Consider the following 17123-nt stretch of genomic DNA (forward strand, 5'->3'; position numbering starts at 1 on the left):
TCCAATTCCTCCAAGGCTTCGTGGTGTTTGACAAGGGCATCGCTTAAACTGGTTTGGGCTAGGTTCTTCCAGGACATAGGCTATTGCTCGAACTTGAATAAAGGCTTATTTTACCCATTTTGGGGCTTGAGGTCGTGCAAAGGTCTCATATAGTAGGTTACTTTGTACGTGTTTTGATTTATGAGTAGTAGCTCGTTGTTGTGTAAAAACACGGTGAGGATATTATTGGATTTGGAATTGTGGTGTAACTGAGTACATCAGTTAAATAGAAACAGTGAGTTTGAGCTGAAAAAAGCCTAGTGGTGCAGGCTTTCCGTTACCTAATTAACAATGACGAGGACTACGTCGTGTATTATTCAAAAATTTTTATTGCTGCTTTTTTAACGGTTGTGCTTCTGGAAGGTTGCAATATTAATCCGATACCGGTTACCGCTGATGAGCGGATGGCAACTATGCTGCAAGACCAGTCGGAAATGTACACCAAACAAGAGCCTATTGTCAGACCGCTCACCTTTTACGATGCCTTAGCCAGAGCACTAAAATACAACTTTGACCATCGCTTGACCGTGATGGAAGCCGTACTCCAGGATACCCAACTCGAAGTCGCCACCCTCAATATGTTGCCTAAACTGACCGCTAACGCAGGGTATTCGTTCAGGGAAAAGAAACTGGGTTCATCGAGTGAAGATTACTTTACTGGTAGTAATGCACTAAACAATTCGCGGTATTCCACTTCGCAGGATGCCAGTCGCGGTATCGCCGACCTCACCTTCGCCTGGAACGTATTGGATTTTGGGGTCAGCTACTTCCAGGCTAAACAACAGGCCGACCGCATCCTCATCGCCCAAGAACGCCGCCGTAAAGTCGTCAACAACCTCATCAAAGAAGTCCTGCAAGCCTATTGGAGCGCCAGCATTGCCGACCGGCTATTGCCTGGCCTTGAGCCCGTCTTGGCAGAAGCCGAACATGCGCTGGAAGTCAGCAGGACAATAGAGGGCGACCGCCTGCAACCGGTCATCAGCGTACTGGAATATCAACGTAGTTTATTGCGTATTATCGATCAGCTAAAAAAGCTCAGGGCTGACCTTCTGGTTGCCAAGCCCAAGCTGGCTGGGCTTATCAACGCCCCCATGCATTCCGATTTCCAATTGGCAGAGCCTGAAACTACGCCAGAACCCCCAGAACTTAAAGTCACTGTTGCGGAACTTGAAAACCTCGGCTTATTTTATCGTGGCGATTTGCGCGAAGAAATCTACCAGGAGCGGATAAGCCGTGCTGATGTTTGGAAGGAAATGCTCAAAATCCTGCCCGGACTCACGATTCCAATAGGCTTAAACTTTGATTCAAACTCCTTTCTAATCAATAACTTCTGGATGGAAGCAGGCGCACGTACAACCATCAACTTGGTTAACTTAATTGCGGCTCCCAAAATGTGGAAGTCCGCACAAACCCAGATTGAAGTCGCCAGAACCCGACGTAAAGCACTCAGTGTGGCTGCCGTGGTACAGATCAATGTCGGTTACCAGCAATACATCAAGGCATTGGACAGCTACAAAAATGCCAGAGAACTCAGCAAAATTGATGAAGGCATATACACCGCGACCGCCAACAACACCATCAGTGATGCCGGCTCAGAACTGGAACGCATTCATGCCGCCACAGGAGCGTTAGCGTCGCAGCTTGAAAAAGAACAGGATTTGGCGGACGTGTACGGCGCATTGGGCAATATCTACGCCTCTATTGGTCTCGATCCAGTCACCGGTGGCATAGAACACGTCACTGTCCGCGCGTTGGCTGTACAGTTGGAGAAAACCCTGGATAGTTGGTACAAAGGTTATTTTCCGAAGTTGCCTACTCTTGCTAAGGCTACAGTTCCGGTTAAACCGCAAAGTGGAAAATGAACAGCAAATTAGTATTTGTAGCCTTTTTTTTTGCATCAATATGTTCATTTAAAATTTATGCTGAGACACCTGAGTTAGCACCTGATCCTATTGTTAAACCGAGTGAAATTCCTCAAGTTGGGGATCAAGGCATCGATAGCAAAGCAACAAATACTGAGCAAAATTTGCGGGCGCAGATAAAAGCACGGGAAAGCACTCAGATTTCCAGTGAAATGTCGGGGCGCATCAGCCAGCTCAAAATACGCGATGGGGAGCGCTTCAGTACAGGGCAAGTTTTAGTTAGTTTTCACTGTTCCCTGGAAGAAGCACAACTCAGCAAGGCCAAAGCAACACTGGAAAAAAAGCGCAAGACGCACGAAGTCAACACAAAACTGGAAAAATTGAATTCAATAAGCATCTTACAGCTTGATGTTTCCAAGGCCGATGTTCGGGTATCAGAAGCCATGCTCGGACGCTGCACGATTAAAGCACCATTTTCCGGTAAAGTGGTCGAAGTAACAGCTAGGTCGTATCAATCCGTGCGTGAAGGTGATCCATTATTGGAAATCATCAACGAAAAAAACCTGGAAGTTGAATTTATCGCCCCATCACGGGCATTACCACAACTTCAACCAGGCAAAACCTTTAAAGTAACGCTCGATGAAAACGCCAAAACTTACAAGGCTGAGATCATCAGGTTGGGTGGGCGCGTTGATCCTGTCAGTCAAACCATCAAAGTCTATGGTCGTATTACCGACGATTCTGCTGAGTTATTATCCGGCATGAGCGGTGCCATACAACTTACCCCTTCCGAGTGAGTGAACGCTTAAACCAACAGCTATTACGGCTAACGCACCTGCTGCAACAGGAGCGTAGAGCAAGACAAGCACCCGCAAAGGAACTGCCTTATGTGCTGGTCAATGAAACCGCAGAACTAATACCTTATCGGCAAGCGGTACTTTGGCGTAAAGACGTTGCCAGAATAGAAGCCGTTTCCGGTGTTGCCAAGCCAGAACACAATAGCCCATACGCACTGTGGCTAAAGGCAGTCTTCAAGCATATTGAACAAAGTGAAAATGCACGTCAAATCATACCGTTAACTAAAGCTGATCTACCGCTGGAACTTGCCAAAGACTGGACTGAGTGGTTGCCGGAACATGCGCTTTGGATGCCATTACCCGCCCCTTCGGGCGAAAAATATGTGCTGACGCTGTTTCGGGAAGAAGCTTGGAATGAGGCTGAAATCCACCTTCTTTACTATCTTGCAGAAGCTTACGGACATGCTTTTTCGCTGGCAGAAGCCGCCAGCCCTGCAATACCTTGGTTAGAACGTCTTAAGGTACGAAAAACGCAGTTAATCCTCGGTAGCCTGTTGTTACTGGCCTTGTTTTTCCCTATTCGCCAGTCTGTGTTGGCAGAAGCCGAAGTTGTCGCTCACAAGCCTACTCTGGTGCGTGCGCCGCTTGAAGGTGTCGTCGAAACGTTTTACGTATTACCCAATGAAGCTGTCAAAGTCGGTCAAAAGCTGTTTTCTCTCGATAGAACAGAATTGCGTAGCCGTCTTGAGGTTGCCAAGGAAAAGCGGGATATTGCCCAGACCGAATACCTACAGACCACCCAACAAGCCATGTTAGATCCGACCGTGAAACATGAGTTGGCAGGTTTGAAAAGCAAATGGGATCAGGAATCGGCGGAAGTCGATTATGTTCGTACCTTGCTGCAACGCTGTGATGTCGTTGCTACCATAGTGGGTGTTACCGTATTTGATGACCCTAATGACTGGCTGGGTCGTCCTGTTACGCAAGGTGAAAAAATTCTTGCCGTTGCCGATCCCAAGTCGGTGGAACTCGAAATTCGCTTACCTATGGAAGATTTGATTGTGCTGGAAGCGGGGTCAGAGGTGTTGTTTTTCTCTAATATCACCCCTCACAAGCCGTTGGAAGCGCGTCTCAATTATTTCAGTTACCGCGCTTCACCCACACCTGCGGATGTCATGGCATACCGGCTTAAGGCAAGTTTTGCAGAAAATGAAGAACTGCCCCGCTTGGGTTATCACGGCACAGCAAAATTGTACGGTACGCGCAGACCGTTTATTCTTTGGTTATTGCGTAAACCCATTCAGACGGTACGCTTATGGCTGACTTGGTAATTAATGACGTACCAGAAAAACAAGAAAAACCTAAGCCGTGGTTAACGCTGCGTGAAGATATAGCCCTGCTTCAAGGACCTCGTGCTTATGACGGCTCGCCCACCTGGACATTGTACGACCCAGCCGTACATCGGTATTACCGAATCGGCTGGCTGGAATTTGAATGCTTGCACCGTTGGAATATGGGTAATGCCGAACAAATGGCAAGTGCGATACAAAGAGAAACACCGATAGAAATCAATGTAAGCGATGTTGAGCAGTTTGCAGAATTTCTGGACAAAAACCAATTAGCCAAACCATTAGGCAAAGAATCCAGCGGACGTTTTGCCTATATGCGCCATGCTGCAAAGTTGGGTTTCTGGACTTGGCTGCTGCATAACTACTTGTTTATGCGTATCCCTTTGATAAAGCCGGATCGTTATTTGCAAAAAGCGTTGCCGTTGATCGATTTATTTTTCCATCGCAGATTTTTGATTTTACTTTTTTTAGGCATTTGTCTTGCGCTTGCCTTAGTCGCCCAACGATGGAGCGAGTTTAGCCATAGTTTTTTATATTCGATCACGCCAGAAGGCATACTGGCTACCGTGGGCATGATGTCCCTGTCCAAAGTAGTACATGAATTAGGTCACGCGTCTGCCGCCAGTCACTTCGGTTGTCGGGTTCCTACTATGGGCATGGCGTTATTGCTCGGAATGCCAGTGCTATGGACTGATGTTACCGATGCTTGGCGACTGCCTCGGCGTAGTGATCGGCTCATCATTGATGCCGCAGGCATGATCGCCGAATTGACCCTTGCCGTGCTGGCGACAATATTATGGACAATGCTCCCCGATGGTCCATTACGTAGCGGCAGCTATTTGCTTGCAAGTAGTGCATGGATAATCACACTAGGTATTAATCTTAATCAGTTTATGCGTTTTGATGGTTATTATCTGATTTCAGATTCTTTTGATATTCCCAATATGCAAGACCGATCTTTTGCGTTAGCACGTTGGTGGCTTCGGGAAAGCCTGTTCGGCTTTGGTATTGCGCCACCCGAAAATTGGCCCAAAAGACGGCAACAACTTCTTAACATCTACGCGTACAGTATTTGGATTTACCGATTAATCCTATTTACCGGTATCGCCTGGGTTGTCTATTACTTCTTCTTTAAAGCCTTGGGATTAGCACTGTTTGCCGTAGAAATCGGCTGGTTTGTAATTCTGCCGATTGCCAAAGAAGTTGCGGTGTGGCGTGACCTTGTCGCGGCACGGGGTACGCCAATACGTCCACGTCCGGCATGGCTAGTGCCGCTGGTATTGTTAGCGTTGCTGTTTATACCTTGGCAGTCACATCTTTTTGTTCCTGGACTTTTTAAGGCAGAATCCGAATACACTTTATATTGCATTGAACCCGCCCAGGTGCAAGACGTTTTTGTAAAAGAAGGTGACATCGTAAAAGCCAATCAAATTCTGGTTAAATTATCTTCACCGGATTTAGATTACAAGATAGTGACCTCACAGCTTAAATTAGATGAATTAACCCAAAGGCTGGCATCACAAAGCCTGGAACTCAAGTTGGCACGTAATAACCCCAAGGATTATGAAGAGCTTCAATCAACGCGAGCAGAACTGACAGGGTTTCGGGAAGTGAAAGAAAAGCTCACCATTCGGGCGACTTTTCCTGGACGTATACGGGATCTGTCCGAGGTGCTTCGCCCAGGTGAATGGTTAGCCAAAGACGAACCTTTAGGCATCGTCGAGAGTCCCACTGCCTCGGTAATCGCTTATGTGGAAGAAGCCGATTTGGCAAAACTAAAAGCAGGTGGTGTAGGGCGGTTTTATCCAGAAGGTGGTGATTTGTCGCCATTTTCGATAAAAATCACCAGCATAGACAGCACTGGAACCCGTGAACTCAAAGTAGCAGAGTTGGCATCCAATTATGGCGGCGGTATTGCCGTAAGACCGGATAAAGAGAAAGAGCATCACCTGATACCGGAACAAGGGATATACCGAGTTGTTATGCAAACAGAAGCAACAGAATTAACCCAAAGCAGTACGGTGCGTGGCAGATTATCCCTATCAACAGTGGCAGAAAGTATTGCAGGTAGGCTAATGCGTTTATCTGTAGTGGTTTTAGTTAAAGAAAGTGGCTGGTAGAAGCAATGTTAATACAATCAATGTATAACATGACCAGCAAGATTGTTTCAGAACAAAGCTAATCGAAAAAAAAGCAACACTTCCTTGTGTTACTTTGGCAAAAATACTGCTTAAAAGATTATCTAATTACGTTATGACCTCGGTTGCTCATACATTGGTTGTAAGCATTGCGGAATCTATCTTCAGCGGTAAAGCCTTGTTTGGCCGCACCACCAAGACCACCAGCGGCAGCACCGATTGCAGCACCTGCGGCTGGATTTCCCGTAAATGCGCCAACCACAGCACCGCCCGCAGCACCAACCAAGCCCCCTACGCCCGCACCGATAGCAGTTTCCTTCACAGTGCTACCGCCCGCTGATTGTTGCGCTAACTGTCTGCACTCTGCCATATCCTGATTGATACGATAAGCATTTGGATTGTTGTAGGTATCCACGGTAGGCGTGTAACCGCCCTGTGTGTAACACGCCGATAACATCAGGGTGCTGGCAATAATCATACTGGTCTTAAGCTTATTCATTTTTTACCTCGTTAAGTTTTCGTTGTTTAATCTCTAATCATTAGTGACTACTGATAATTAATTAGCCATGACCAGCATAGTGATGCTTCTCACCTGTCGGTCATAACAATACAGGCAAAACTGGATGTGGTCGGTACGGTAACGAACAGATACGGATTAAGCCTATAAATTGTTGGCTTCAGATTAACCGAGCTACTATGAATGCTTGCTGAATATGATTAACACGATAAACGAAGACGATTAGAAATTCCTTAAAACTTGTAATGGTGGGCTACTGACCACATGACGCACACCCCAGCAACCCGCTAATCCTAACGCAAATGTGCCGATTAACGGTAAGGCTATCCATAAATAGTATGTGGGGTGATAATCCATATGTAGTGCTATTGAATACAGTGCAAAGAGCAAACCTTCGGAAATGATAACCGCCAATACACCAGAAACCAGCCCTAGCAATGCAAATTCTATAATATGTGTTCGTCGTAATAAAGAACGGTTAGCACCGAAAGTCCGTAGCAATGCGCTCTCGTAGATACGGTTATCCAAGGTCGAATATATTGCCGAAAACAAGACGGTAAATCCTGCCATTAGTGCAAAATACAGCAGGTAATTGATGGCTTCTGTCAATTGCGAAAGGATAGTTTTAAATTGTTTTAATATTAAGTCGACTTCCAAAATCGTCATCGCTGGATAGTGTTTTACCAGTTGATTTAGATAAGTTTTTTTGTTTTCTGGTAGGTAAAAACTGGTCAGGAATGTGCCTGGAAATGACTCTAAAGTCCCAGGTGAAAAAATCATGTAGAAGTTTGGCTTCATCGTGTCCCACCGGAGTGATCTTATGCTGCTAACCGTTACCGTTAATTGCTGACCTCCAACGACAAATAATAATTTATCGCCCAGATTAATTTTCAGACTATCTGCCAGTTTTTGCTCGACCGAAACTTCTGGTTTTTTTTCAGGAGACCACCACGTACCGGCAATGATTTTATTGTCTTCGGGTAGCTTTTCTGTCCAAGTCAAGCTCAGTTTCCTATGGGTGGCACTTTCCCCTTGCGAATCTTTACTGACAATTTTCTGCACGGGTACGTTGTTGATTTCAGTCAGTCGTCCTCTTATAACCGGATAAAACTGGCTGTTTTCAATGCCGTTGTCTTTAAATTCTGTTTGCAGCCCAGGCAATTGTTCAGGGAAAATATTTAGGGCAAAATGATTAGGTGCGTGTTCGGGCAATTGTTTGTGCCAGTTTTCGATTAAATCGCTACGTACCGTGAAGCTTAGTGTCATCGCAACCAGCGTTATGGTGAAGGCAAGGATTTGGCTTGTTGTAGCACGGCTATTCCGCAATAAGCCTTGCAAGCCGAAGCGCCAATTCAGCGGTATCGACGATAAAGATCGACGTGCTAACATCAGTATCAGGTAAACCAGCAAGCCAAGTACCAGCAATAACACTAACCCGGTACAGAAAATAGTTGCTGTCATATTGAGGTCTTCCGTGTATCGCCAGATCAATATTCCCACAAGGCCGCCTGCCAAACCGTAAACCAACCATGCGCTGGTAGGTAAGGGCTCTAAGTCACGGCGCAATACTCTGGCGGGAGAAACTTTTTTAAGACGAAGCAAGGGCGGTAAGGCGAAGCCTATTAGTATCGTCATGCCCGTCATCATGCCAAAGAAAACCGCCAACCATCCAGGATTGGCAACACTTTGGGGTAGCAAGTTCCGTAACAACTTGAACAGCATTTCTTGTACAAACCAGCCCAAGCCGCAAGCAAAAGCACTGGTCAATAAACCCAGAACTAGAAATTGACTGATAAACAGCCAAAGCACCTCATTTTGCTTACAGCCCAGGCAGCGCAGGATGGCAGTCGCATCCAGATGGCGTTCAGTGTAACGCCGCGTTGCCATGGCGATAGCCACACCGGAAATAATGATGACCACGATGCTGGATAAGCCTAAGTAGCGTTCGGCACGGTTCAATGCCGAACCCAGTTCAGGACGGTCTTCATGGATGTCCAAGATGCGTTGGGCAAGATTCAATTGCGGTTTAACCCAGCGTTTGAATTCAGTCAGTTGAGCTTGCTCCCCGCTGAACTGAAAAAAATAATGAACGTGGCTACCCGGCTGGATAACTCCGGTTTCCTGCAAATCCTGCTTATTGATTATCACGCGCGGTGACAGGCTGTAAATATCACCCTGCTTATCTGGCTCGTAAGTAACGATTTTGCTGATCGCCAGCTTTTTTTCGCCGACAGTTATCGGATCGCCTATATTAAGTTTAAGTGCGGACAAAACCCGCTTTTCCACCCAGGCCAATCCAGGCTCTGGACCTTTGTGCTCGATAGCTTCATCTGCATAATCTGATGTGGTGGTTTTTAAAAAACCGCGCAGAGGATACAAGTCGCTGGCGGCTTTAATCCCCGCAAGCAATAATTCGTCATTCTCGATTAGCACACTGGAGAATTCTGCCGTTTGAGCTTGCGCCAAATTCAGTTGCTTTGCTTTTTCTAACCAGGATTCAGGAATGGTGGCATGGCTACTGATAACCATATCAGCCGCCAAAAACTCAGCGGTTTGGTTGGTCATCGTGCGTTCCAAGCGATCTGAAAACAACGCAATGGCTGTAGAGCTGGTGACCGCAATCAGCAAAGCCAGAAACAGGATGGTCAGCTCTCCCGCACGGCTATCTCGCCAAAGCAAGCGCACAGCGAGACCAAACGGCTTCATACAATCCTTCCTGCATCTAATTTAATGATGCGTTGGCAACGATTTGCTAAGGTTTGGTCGTGGGTCACTAATATTAATGTCGCATTGTTTTCAAGATTAAGTTCAAACAAGAGTTCTATGACTTTTGTCCCCGTTTTACTGTCCAGATTACCGGTTGGTTCATCAGCAAACAAAATGGCGGGTCTGGATACGAATGCCCGCGCCAATGCTACGCGTTGTTGTTCGCCACCGGAAAGTTGCCTAGGCGTGTGCGTAAGACGCTCAGATAAACCTACTCTATCCAATAACGCAACAGCTGCATTCTTAGCATTTTTGTCGCCTCTTAACTCCAGCGGCAGCATCACGTTTTCCAACGCAGTAAGCCCTTGCAGTAATTGGAACGACTGGAACACAAAGCCAACCAACTGATTACGCATTGCAGCCCTACCATCTTCATCCATGCTGGTTAGGGATTTACCATTAAGACTAATCGTGCCGATAGTCGGCGTATCCAACCCTGCCAGTAAGCTGATTAACGTCGATTTTCCTGAGCCGGATTCCCCAGCGATGGCGATGCTTTCGCCAGATGCCACCTGCAAGTTAATATCTGACAAGATATGCAACGTTCCACTGGAAGTCTTAACTGACTTACCGAGATTTTCAGTTACAATAATGTTTCTTGATTGTTGAGTTTGCATCATGCTTAAGTATTTGGTTGCGATGGTTTTTGCGTTAGTATCCGTGTCCGCCACGGCAAAATCAATTGTTGTGTTAGGCGACAGCCTCAGTGCCGCTTACGGAATTGAAGTGGGACAGGGCTGGGTGGCATTGGTTCAGAACAAGTTGCAAAAGGAACGTAGTGATTACACCATCAACAACGAAAGTATCACCGGCGACACCAGTGCCGGAGGATTAGCGCGAATTGACAATGCGTTGACTAGGCATAAGCCCAGCGTCGTCATCATTGAGTTGGGTGCCAATGACGGCTTACGGGGGCTATCCCCATCTATCCTGAAAAACAATCTTACCGAAATCACCCGTCGCGTACAAAAATCCGGTGCTAAGGCATTATTGCTCAGTATGCGTATTCCGCCCAATTATGGCAAACGCTACACCGAGATGTTTTACAATGTCTATCCGCAATTGTCCAAAGAGTTAGGCGTACCTTATGTGCCTTTCATTCTTGAAGATGTAGCATTGGCGAAAGCATTGATGCAGGCAGATGGCCTACATCCTAATGAACAGGCACAAGCCATGATTGTCGAAAAAATATGGCCGCATTTAGTTAAATTATTAGAATAAAAGCAGAAAAGAGATCTCAAATGACACCACTTACACTTGAAAAAGCCAATAAAATTATCAACGCCGCCACCCAAAAAGCCAGGTCATTAAACATGGCTCCACTGACTGTGGTGGTACTGGACGCATCGGGACATCTGAAAGCGTTGCAAAGAGAGGACGGCGCGACGGTAATTAGACAACAAATCGCCACGGCAAAAGCTTGGGGGGCGGTCAACATGGGCATCTCCTCACGCAGCCTAGCGGCAGTAGCAGAACACCGCCCAGATTTTATGAACGCTTTGATTACCATCGCAGAGGGTCAAATTATGCCTGTGCCAGGGGGAGTTTTAATACGTGATAAGGGCAATATGATTATCGGTTCAGTCGGTATCAGTGGCGATTCATCCGAACAGGATGAGCGGTGTGCGATTGCAGGGATAGAGGCGGCGGGGTTTGTGGCGGGGGTTTAGCTACTTGCTCCGCTTGCCGGAAACCAAGAATGGAATATAAATCCGTTCGTCCTGAGCTTGTGGAAGTACAACCACATAAGTGTTCATGGTCCGACGACCAACGGAAGTGCCTGTGGTGCAAGCTTACCTCGGACGGAATCAATAAGAAAACTGGACGAGGCATGTTGCCTCCTCCTCATAACTCACCATAAGTTTTATCGACAGTATTAGCGCAAAATGTTTGGGTCAAGATCGCAAATATTCTTGCAACTAGGGAATAATCCCACACTTTTCCAGTGAATTACTTCACAGACTACAAGCCAAAATATCCCTATATTTAAACCTAGTTCAGGTATTTTTTAAAGGGGTATTGGCTATGGAACATATTAACCTTCTTATTTCAGGTGTTTTTTGCGTTGTAGTTGCAATCGTGGGCGGAGGGCTTAAAGTATCGGGTATTGAAATTCCGTTACTTAGTTCGATACAAAGACAAGTACTATTAGGTTTCTTCGGTGTGGGTCTTATTATTAGCCCTATCGCATACTCCAAAATTATTGTTTATAAAGAAACCTATCAATGCGATCAATATGCCAAAACAGCGGTTGAACAGTTTGATGAAAACTTGAAACGTGGATGCGGTCAGATGGGCGAGCGTTGGCATAATGTTTATGCGGGACATCAAGGTTGGTGTCTTATCCAGTCGAAAGGCAGTATCACTAATGAAACCGAAGAACGTAAAAAAGCCTTGCTAACCTGTAACGGCTAAGTAAAGCTTTCTTTAATCAATTGATATTAATAAACAATACTGCTTAATGGAAAAATTAAGAATTGTCCTGATCCAGCTTGAACACTGCATGTAAGGTTCTAACTGCAAGCTCTAAATATTTTTCTTCTACAACTACCGAGATTTTGATTTCGGACGTTGAGATCATCTTGATGTTGATGCCTTCGTCGGCCAAAGCCTTAAACATGGTGTTGGCAATGCCAGCGTGGGAACGCATACCGACACCGACGATGGAAACTTTAACTAGGCTGTCGTCGCCCGTCACTTTTTTAGCGCCCAGTTCCGCGCAGGTTTTTTCCAGAGCGGCTTTGGCGCGTTGATAATCATTGCGGTGGACGGTAAAAGTAAAGTCGGTAGTCGCATCTTCGGCAATATTCTGGATAATCATATCCACTTCAATATTGGCTTCGGCAATCGGGCTGAGGATTTTGGACGCTATACCAGGACGGTCAGGTACACCGCTGATGGTCAATTTTGCTTCATCCCTATTAAACGCAATTCCTGAAATTAACGCACTTTCCACTTCTGATTCCTCGTAAGTAATAAGCGTCCCTGCGCCTTCGGTAAATGAAGACAGCACTCGCAAGGGGACATTGTATTTTCCGGCAAATTCTACCGACCGTATCTGTAAGACTTTTGAACCCAGGCTTGCCATTTCCAACATTTCTTCAAAAGTGATTTTATCTAACCTACGAGCCTTGGGTTCCACGCGGGGATCGGTGGTGTAAACGCCATCCACATCGGTATAAATATGACACTCGTCGGCTTTTAAAGCGGCTGCAAGCGCAACTGCGGTAGTGTCCGAGCCGCCACGTCCTAAGGTCGTAATATTACCTTGCTCATCAACACCTTGAAAACCGGCAACCACAACCACTTTGCCATCACTAAGATCTTTGCGCATACGCTTATCGTCGATACGCAAGATTCGTGCTTTGGTGTGGCTGCTGTCGGTCAGGATTTTCACCTGCCCGCCCGTGTAAGAACACGCCGCACAACCGATGGCATGTAATGCCATGCTTAACAAAGCGACGGTGACTTGCTCGCCAGTGGAAACCAGCACATCCAATTCCCGTTCGGTAGGTTGCTGCTGCATTTCTTTTGCCAGACCAATCAAGCGATTGGTTTCACCGCTCATGGCGGAGACAACCACGACAATCTGGTTACCTGCATCTTGGGCAGCGTTGACCTTGTCTGCAACTGCCTTGATGCGTTCAACAGAACCGACTGACGTACCACCAAATTTATAAACGTAAAGTGCCATTAAATAAAACCTATTGTGCCAATTGCGTTTGCACCCAAGCCGGAACCTGGGCTAATGCTTCTGCTAAACCAGATGGATCACTGCCACCCGCCATCGCCATATCGGGACGGCCTCCGCCTTTGCCACCCACTTTGGTGGCGACAAAATTCACTAGGTCACCCGCTTTGATCTTCGCAACCTGATCTTTGGAAACACCAGCGACTAAGCTGACTTTATCGCCTTCAACGACAGCCAAGACGATAGCGGAACTACCCAATTTATTTTTTAGCTGATCGACTAGGTCACGTAGTGATTTAGGATCAACTTGATCCAATTTCACCGCCAATACCTTGATGCCCGCCACTTCGATAGCTTGGCTACTCAACTCACTACCGGCAGAACTTGCCATTTGCGCTTGCAAGCGTTCCAGTTGCTTTTCAAGGTTTCTGGTTTTATCGAGCAGTTGTTCCACTTTTTCGGCAGCTTTTTCTGGTGCGCTTTTCAGCAATCCCGCAATGATGGCGAGCGCTTTTTCGCGGCTGGCTAGCCATTCCATCGCACCATTGCCGGTAACAGCTTCAATGCGTCTAACCCCAGCTGCAACGCCTGTTTCGCTGATAATTTTAAAACAGCCGATGTCGCCCGCCCGTTCAACATGAGTGCCCCCGCAGAGTTCAGTTGAAAATTCACCGATTTTTAAAACTCTGACTTCATCACCGTATTTTTCGCCGAATAAAGCCATCGCCCCGGCTTTTACGGCATCGTCTTTGGCCATTACAGTTGCGGAAACAGGGTTATTCAGCCGAATTTGCTCATTAACCATGCGTTCAAGCACATTGATTTGGTCGTCGGTAATCGGCTCAAAATGGGAAAAATCAAAGCGTAGGCGTTCGGTATTCACTAGCGAACCTTTTTGTGCAACATGATCGCCCAGGACTTGCCTGAGTGCGGCATGTAGCAAATGGGTTGCTGAATGATTAAGCTCGGTTGCTTTTCTGTTAGTCGCATTGACTTGGGCAACACAGGCTTGGCCTTTGGCAAACCTACCAGAAACTAACTTACCCTTATGTAAAAACAGGTTGCCGCCTTGTTTTTGGGTATCGCTTACTTCAAATACCGCGCCATCTGCGACAATTCGACCACTATCACCTATCTGACCGCCGGATTCAGCATAAAACGGGGTTTTGTCCAACACGACCAAACCTTCTTCGCCAACATTCAGGCTATCAACTTCACGGCCTTCCTTGTATAGCGCGATAATGTTAACTTGATCGTCTAAATGCCCGTAACCCGTAAATTCAGTTTGCCCTTCCAACTTAATTTCTTGGCTGTAATTAGCACTAAAACTGTTAGCAGATCGCGCCCGTTCGCGTTGTGCCGACATGGCACAATCAAAGCCAGCATGATCGACCGTCAGATTGTTTTCACGCGCAAAATCGGCAGTTAAATCAACGGGAAAACCGTAAGTGTCGTAGAGTTGGAATAGGGTGTCGCCTGGAATGACTGTACCTTGCATTTTGGCAACACAGGCTTCCAGGATTTTCATGCCCTGACCTAATGTTTCTGCAAAACGTTCTTCTTCTTTCTTTAATACACGTTCAACTTGGGTTTGGGCAGATGTCAGTTCGGGATAAGCACCGCCCATTTCCTCGGACAAAGGTGCAACCAACTTATAAAAGAAGACATCTTGTATTCCCAAACGATAACCATGTCGTATCGCCCGACGTATGATGCGCCGCAATACATACCCACGACCTTCATTGGAAGGCATTACGCCATCAGCAACCATAAATGCACAAGAACGGATATGGTCGGCGATAACCCGTAACGAACTTTGGTCAAGGTTAGCGGTACCTGCTAATTCGGCAGCAGCTTTTAGCAGTCTTTGGAACAGGTCGATTTCATAGTTGCTATGCACCCCTTGCAAAACGGCGGCAATTCGTTCCAGCCCCATGCCTGTATCGACGGACGGTTTTGGCAACGGCGTTAATGTGCCATCAATAGAACGGTCATACTGCATGAATACCAGATTCCAGATTTCGATGTATCTATCGCCGTCTTCATCGGGCGTTCCAGGTGGGCCACCGAAGATGTGTTCGCCGTGGTCGTAGAAAATTTCCGTACAAGGCCCACAAGGGCCGGTATCGCCCATCGACCAAAAGTTGTCTTTGGCACCGATTTTTGAAAGCCGCGTGGGATCAACACCAATATCGTCCAACCAGATTTTTTCCGCTTCCGCGTCTTCTTCAAAAACGGTTACCCACAGTTTTTCAGCAGGAATACCAAGTTCTTTCGTCAAAAAATCCCAAGCAAAATGGATAGCTTCCGTTTTGAAGTAATCGCCAAAGCTGAAGTTACCGAGCATTTCAAAAAAAGTGTGATGCCGCGCCGTGTAACCGACATTTTCCAGGTCGTTATGTTTGCCGCCTGCCCTTACGCAACGTTGGCTGGTCACAGCCCTTACGTAACCGCGTTGCTCACGCCCAAGGAATAGTTCCTTAAATTGCACCATACCGGCATTGGTAAACAACAAGGTGGGATCATTACCTGGAACCAGGGAACTTGAAGGCTGAACGGAATGCCCGTGCTGGCGAAAAAACTCCAGGAAAGCCGAACGCAACTCAGCGCTAGTCATTTTTTTCATATTACACGTAAAACTTAAGTGGATTTTAGAGGGTGATTACTTGAATAGAATATTTATCATAGTGCTAGAAAAACCGCGCTGTAGTAAAAACCGGATTCGTCTAGCACGTTCGCTGCCGTCTCTTTCAACTGACTCAGGATATTTTTTGGTATAAACACGTTCCAAAACAGCCATCCAGTCCTCAGTCGTCGCCTGCACGATTTTATCAACAGTATCCTGGCTTATGCCTTGCTGCCGAAGCTCATAAGCAATACGAACGGGGCCGAAACCTTTCTGGCTACGGACTCTGGCATAGCTTTCTGCATACCTAGTATCATCTTGCCAACTTTGCTGCGCCAATTCATCGACAACCGATGAAACTTGGCTTCGGTCATAACCTTTAACAGCCAATTTGTCCTGTATTTCCTTACGGCTGTGATCCCTGCGGGTCAGCAACCGCAAACACGCGTTCTTAATATTTTTACTTTCCTGAGGGCTTTCCATACCATCAATACCATCAGGATTGCGAAGAGTATCCTTATTCTTCATCAATGGTGGATGGCTCAATTACAGTAACAGGACGGCTAAAAGCCTCTGCACGTATTTTGGCTTCAATTTCCTTGGCTTTTTCTGGATGTTCTTTCAAATAGACTTTAACATTGTCCTTACCCTGACCAATTTTCTCGCTGCCGTAGCTGTACCAAGAACCGGCTTTTTGGATAAATCCGTAATTAACACCGAGATCGACCAACTCACCTAAAAATGAAATACCTTCACCATATAAAATCTCGAATTCGGCTTGGCGGAATGGTGGTGCAACCTTATTTTTGACGACTTTAACGCGGGTTTCGTTACCGATGACTTCATCGCCCTTTTTTACCGAACCGATGCGCCGAATATCCAGCCGCACCGAAGCATAAAACTTAAGTGCATTACCGCCTGTTGTGGTTTCTGGACTACCAAACATAACCCCGATTTTCATGCGGATTTGATTGATAAAGATGACTAAGGTATTGGAACGCTTAATGTTTCCGGTTAGTTTCCGTAACGCTTGGGACATCAGACGTGCTTGCAAACCCATGTGGGAATCGCCCATATCGCCTTCAATTTCAGCTTTAGGTGTTAATGCAGCAACCGAATCCACCACAACTATATCAACCGCACCAGAACGCACCAGCATATCGGTAATTTCCAGCGCTTGCTCGCCCGTATCCGGCTGTGAAACTAATAAGTCATCGATATTTACCCCAATTTTCTCGGCGTAACCAGGATCAAGCGCGTGTTCAGCATCAACGAAAGCCGCCGTGCCGCCCAGCTTCTGGATTTCCGCGATAACTTGCAGCATCAGCGTGGTTTTAC

General features: G+C 46.5%; 14 protein-coding genes. 7 read left to right on the plus strand and 7 right to left on the minus strand.

What is annotated here, in order from left to right; genetic code table 11:
* Positions 1-347 precede the first annotated feature (347 nt).
* The 4 genes from AC1YY3_RS11605 to AC1YY3_RS11620 are packed head-to-tail and all read left to right on the plus strand — an operon-like array spanning position 348 to position 6167.
* On the plus strand, positions 348-1901 hold the full coding sequence (locus tag AC1YY3_RS11605; RefSeq protein WP_481824737.1) for a TolC family protein: 1554 nt from the start codon (positions 348-350) through the stop codon (positions 1899-1901).
* Complete coding sequence (locus tag AC1YY3_RS11610) at positions 1898-2698, plus strand: efflux RND transporter periplasmic adaptor subunit (protein ID WP_481824736.1); 801 nt, start codon at positions 1898-1900, stop codon at positions 2696-2698. The genes AC1YY3_RS11605 and AC1YY3_RS11610 overlap by 4 nt, the downstream gene beginning before the upstream one ends.
* Complete coding sequence (locus tag AC1YY3_RS11615) at positions 2695-4029, plus strand: efflux RND transporter periplasmic adaptor subunit (RefSeq protein ID WP_482194491.1); 1335 nt, start codon at positions 2695-2697, stop codon at positions 4027-4029. Before AC1YY3_RS11610 ends, AC1YY3_RS11615 begins: the two co-directional genes overlap by 4 nt.
* Positions 4014-6167 carry a hypothetical protein gene (locus AC1YY3_RS11620; protein WP_481824734.1) on the plus strand — a complete coding sequence of 718 codons (2154 nt, stop codon included), beginning with the start codon at positions 4014-4016 and terminating at the stop codon, positions 6165-6167. The genes AC1YY3_RS11615 and AC1YY3_RS11620 overlap by 16 nt, the downstream gene beginning before the upstream one ends.
* Before the next feature lie 118 nt (positions 6168-6285).
* Here the strand turns inward: AC1YY3_RS11620 and AC1YY3_RS11625 are convergent, their stop codons facing one another.
* From AC1YY3_RS11625 to AC1YY3_RS11635, 3 genes are all read right to left on the minus strand, one after another.
* Positions 6286-6684: a glycine zipper family protein gene (locus AC1YY3_RS11625; RefSeq protein WP_481824733.1), complete on the minus strand. Its 399-nt coding sequence runs from the start codon at positions 6682-6684 to the stop codon at positions 6286-6288.
* Between the two features lie 240 nt (positions 6685-6924).
* Positions 6925-9408, minus strand: a complete 2484-nt coding sequence (locus AC1YY3_RS11630; protein WP_481824732.1) for an ABC transporter permease — start codon at positions 9406-9408, stop codon at positions 6925-6927.
* A complete protein-coding gene (locus AC1YY3_RS11635; protein WP_481824731.1) occupies positions 9405-10085 on the minus strand; it encodes an ABC transporter ATP-binding protein in 681 nt (226 codons plus the stop codon). Before AC1YY3_RS11635 ends, AC1YY3_RS11630 begins: the two co-directional genes overlap by 4 nt.
* A 1-nt stretch (position 10086) precedes the next feature.
* Here AC1YY3_RS11635 and AC1YY3_RS11640 point away from each other — a divergent pair, with 1 nt between their 5' ends.
* The 3 genes from AC1YY3_RS11640 to AC1YY3_RS11650 all read left to right on the plus strand — a co-directional run bounded on the left by AC1YY3_RS11640 (position 10087) and on the right by AC1YY3_RS11650 (position 11883).
* Positions 10087-10689, plus strand: a complete 603-nt coding sequence (locus tag AC1YY3_RS11640) for an arylesterase (protein ID WP_481824730.1) — start codon at positions 10087-10089, stop codon at positions 10687-10689.
* Positions 10690-10709: 20 nt separating this feature from the next.
* Positions 10710-11138 carry a GlcG/HbpS family heme-binding protein gene (locus tag AC1YY3_RS11645; protein WP_481824729.1) on the plus strand — a complete coding sequence of 143 codons (429 nt, stop codon included), beginning with the start codon at positions 10710-10712 and terminating at the stop codon, positions 11136-11138.
* 355 nt (positions 11139-11493) lie between these two features.
* The gene (locus tag AC1YY3_RS11650) at positions 11494-11883 is read left to right on the plus strand and encodes a hypothetical protein (RefSeq protein ID WP_481824728.1); all 390 of its coding nucleotides are present in this window, start codon (positions 11494-11496) and stop codon (positions 11881-11883) included.
* A 55-nt stretch (positions 11884-11938) separates the two neighbouring features.
* Here the strand turns inward: AC1YY3_RS11650 and AC1YY3_RS11655 are convergent, their stop codons facing one another.
* The 4 genes from AC1YY3_RS11655 to recA form a co-directional block, all read right to left on the minus strand.
* Positions 11939-13162, minus strand: coding sequence for an aspartate kinase (locus AC1YY3_RS11655; protein WP_481824727.1), 1224 nt, complete (start codon positions 13160-13162; stop codon positions 11939-11941).
* Positions 13163-13172: 10 nt separating this feature from the next.
* Positions 13173-15785 (minus strand): alanine--tRNA ligase, encoded by a 2613-nt coding sequence (gene alaS / locus AC1YY3_RS11660; RefSeq protein WP_481824726.1) that lies wholly within the window; start codon positions 15783-15785, stop codon positions 13173-13175.
* A 36-nt stretch (positions 15786-15821) separates the two neighbouring features.
* Complete coding sequence (locus tag AC1YY3_RS11665; RefSeq protein WP_481824725.1) at positions 15822-16313, minus strand: regulatory protein RecX; 492 nt, start codon at positions 16311-16313, stop codon at positions 15822-15824.
* The coding region (recA, locus tag AC1YY3_RS11670) for a recombinase RecA (protein WP_482194492.1) at positions 16303-17123 on the minus strand (821 nt) is incomplete at its 5' end. The genes recA and AC1YY3_RS11665, both read right to left, overlap by 11 nt.

Source organism: Methyloglobulus sp. (genome assembly GCF_964779595.1).